The sequence below is a fragment of the Aquabacterium sp. UBA2148 genome (assembly GCF_002328915.1).
GTDB lineage: Bacteria > Pseudomonadota > Gammaproteobacteria > Burkholderiales > Burkholderiaceae_C > Aquabacterium > Aquabacterium parvum.
In genome coordinates, this window is the sequence record NZ_DCXA01000193.1 from 1 (window position 1) to 2,536 (window position 2,536).

A 2,536-nucleotide genomic window follows, 5' to 3' on the forward strand; every position below is an offset into this window, starting at 1 on the left:
CGTGGCCAGCTGCTCTCGGGTGAACAGGTCCTTGAGCCTTCTGCGCGTGGCCGTTGGCAGCTCGGTGGGCGTGGCGCTTTCGACCTGGGCATCTTGGGCGAGGGCCGATGGGGGGGCGTTCGAAGAGGTGGGGGCGCGCATGGGGTGGTCGTGGGCGGTGGGTTGCTGCGGCAAAAGGGATCAGTGGGTCCAGCGCCGCTGTGCTGGGAGCGTTTCGGGCTGTGGGGGCTGGGGCTCGCTGGTGCCAGCGTTCGTGTCGCGGTCCCCGGCGATGGGGCGCAAGGAAGGCAGCAGGTTCTGCCAGATCCGATGGCCAGCGGCGTCGAAGTCGATCACGGCTTGCAGGAAGTCGCGCCGCGCCGAGACGTCCACCAGGGGCTGAGGCAGCAATGGGTCGAAGACGAGCTGCCGGATGGCTTCGTTGCCCAGAACGTAGCTTTCCCGGGCGGCCGTCTCGAGCTCAAGCCGGTCGGCGCCTTGCAGCCAGGTCTCGAGCTTGTGTCGGGTGCGGGCGTAGCTTTGGTCCAGATGTTTGTCTGCCCAGAGCTGGCGGGCTCGCTGGTCGAGTTCCGGCGCCAGGTCGCGGGCCACGAACACGGGGGCGTCCGGGTCCAAGCCCAGTTGTTGCAAGCGGTGGCGAGCGGCTTCGGCATGGCCGATCAGGTTGTCGGGGCGAACGTGCAACTCGGGAGCGAGCGTTTCGAATCCAGCCAGTGCCAGCGCGCGCTCACGCAAGCGCAGGGCGGCTCGGTCGCTGCGCCGCAGGCCGGCGGTGCTGACCATCAGCCAGCCCCCCTCCCACTCACAGACGCGTTGCTCGGCGTGGCGCCAACTGGCGATCTCGGCGGCCAGCGTGGCTGCCTGGGGCCCGAGTCGGTAGGCGCCACGGCCCACCGACTCGATCAGCCCTGCGGCATTCAGGCGCACCAGGGCCACACGCACGCTGTTTTCCCGGATGCCGAACAGTTGGCAGGAGGCCACGGCGTCGCTCGAGCTCAGTGGCTCACCCGCTGCAGCGAGCAGCAGGTTGAGGATCAGGTTTTTTGGGGTTGGGGTCATGCTTGTGACATTGAATGAATTCTTATGCTAAATCATGTAATGAATTGACGCCTAAGGGTTGTCACTTGGTTCTGACCAATGCATGCGCTTGCGCCCGGTGCGAGGGCCCGGCAAGCAGGCAATCCTTGCGCGACATCAAGTCCGTTGCGGACGGGGCTTCTCAGAATTCAGGGCGTGCAGAACCCCGAAGGAGCATGAGATGCCACCCGCCCCGTTCGATGCAGGCCATGTCCTGCGCGGGCTGAACCTGTTTCGCGAAGCCCCTGAGCCAACCCTGGCGCGCATGGCGGCGTCGGCTCAGCGCATCCACCTCGCCCGTGGGGACGAGCTGTTCCATTCGGGGGATGTCAGCGAGGGGCTTTACGTGGTCATCAAGGGACAGATCAAGGTGTATGCCCGGGCAGACAATGGCCAGGAAAAGGTGATCGAGGTGGTGTCGGCCCCCGCGAGCCTGGGCGGCTCGCTGTTGCTGGCCGATGTGGCTGGACAAGGCTCGGGCGTGATGCGCCATGTCAGCCATGCGGCCGCGCTCACCGAGGCCCAGCTGTTGCTGTTGCCGCGAACCCAATTGCTGGTGGAGTTGCAGGCGGAGCCGAAGTTGGCGGTCAAGCTGCTGGCCGATGTCTCCGGGCGACTCAACCGCCTGGTGCGCGACATCGAGGCCGTGACCTTGCACAGCGCGGCCCAACGTGTCGTGAGCTACCTGCTGCGCACCAGCCCTCAGGCGGCCACTTCGGCTTGCACGGTGTCGTTGCCGGCCAGCAAGGGCACGATCGCCTCGCTGTTGTCGGTCACGCCCGAGCACTTCTCGCGCATCCTGCATGACTTGCAGTCCCGCGGCCTGATCGCGGTGAACCGGCGCGAGATCGTCATCCCCGATGTGGAGCGGCTGGCCGGTTGCGTGTGAGTCGGCCTGCGCAGGCGTTGATCAGATGGGCTCGGTGCGTCGCACCAGCCAGCTCAAGGCCTCGCCGCTCACGTGCGGAGACAGGCGGCGGCGCACCTCGGCGTGGTAGGCGTTGAGCCAGTCGATTTCGTCGGGGCGCATCAGGCCCAGGTCGATGCAGCGCGTGTCGATCGGGCACAGGCTCAGCGTTTCAAAGGCGAGGTAATGGCCGTGTTCGGGCGTGCCCGGCTCGGCATCGGGCACGGTGGGCGCCACGGGCACGTTGAGCACCAGGTTCTCGATGCGGATGCCCCACTGGCCCGGCCGGTACAGCCCCGGCTCGATCGACGTGATCATGCCCGGGTGCATGGCCATGTCGGGGTTGGGCATGGCCTTGGAGATGGACTGCGGGCCCTCGTGCACGTTGAGGAAGTAGCCCACGCCGTGGCCGGTGCCGTGGCCGAAGTCCAGGCCCTCTGCCCACAGCGGCGCGCGCGCGATGGCGTCGAGCATGGGCGCGAGCGTGCCCAGCGGGAAGCGCGTGCGCGACAGGCCCAGCGTGCCCTTGAGCACGAGCGTGAAGTCGCGCTT

3 protein-coding genes are annotated in these 2,536 nt (G+C 67.3%); 1 reads left to right on the forward strand and 2 read right to left on the reverse strand.

Annotated elements, in window-relative coordinates; translation table 11 throughout:
- Positions 1 to 180: 180 nt before the first annotated feature.
- Entirely contained in the window at positions 181 to 1,059 is an 879-nt protein-coding gene (locus tag B2W70_RS10765) for a PaaX family transcriptional regulator C-terminal domain-containing protein (RefSeq protein WP_286745617.1), read from the reverse strand.
- 199 nt (positions 1,060 to 1,258) lie between these two features.
- Here B2W70_RS10765 and B2W70_RS10770 point away from each other — a divergent pair, with 199 nt between their 5' ends.
- Complete coding sequence (locus B2W70_RS10770; RefSeq protein WP_286745619.1) at positions 1,259 to 1,966, forward strand: Crp/Fnr family transcriptional regulator; 708 nt, start codon at positions 1,259 to 1,261, stop codon at positions 1,964 to 1,966.
- A gap of 21 nt (positions 1,967 to 1,987) precedes the next feature.
- On the opposite strand, the gene B2W70_RS10775 is transcribed toward B2W70_RS10770, so the two are convergent.
- A partial coding sequence (locus B2W70_RS10775) for a M24 family metallopeptidase C-terminal domain-containing protein (protein WP_286745621.1) occupies positions 1,988 to 2,536 on the reverse strand: 549 nt, incomplete at its 5' end.

Bases quoted from the DNA above. Each gene is read 5' to 3' on its own strand.
- B2W70_RS10770 (WP_286745619.1), top strand. From the start codon at position 1,259: ATGCCACCCGCCCCGTTCGATGCAGGCCATGTCCTGCGCGGGCTGAAC.
- B2W70_RS10765 (WP_286745617.1), bottom strand. From the start codon at position 1,059: ATGACCCCAACCCCAAAAAACCTGATCCTCAACCTGCTGCTCGCTGCA.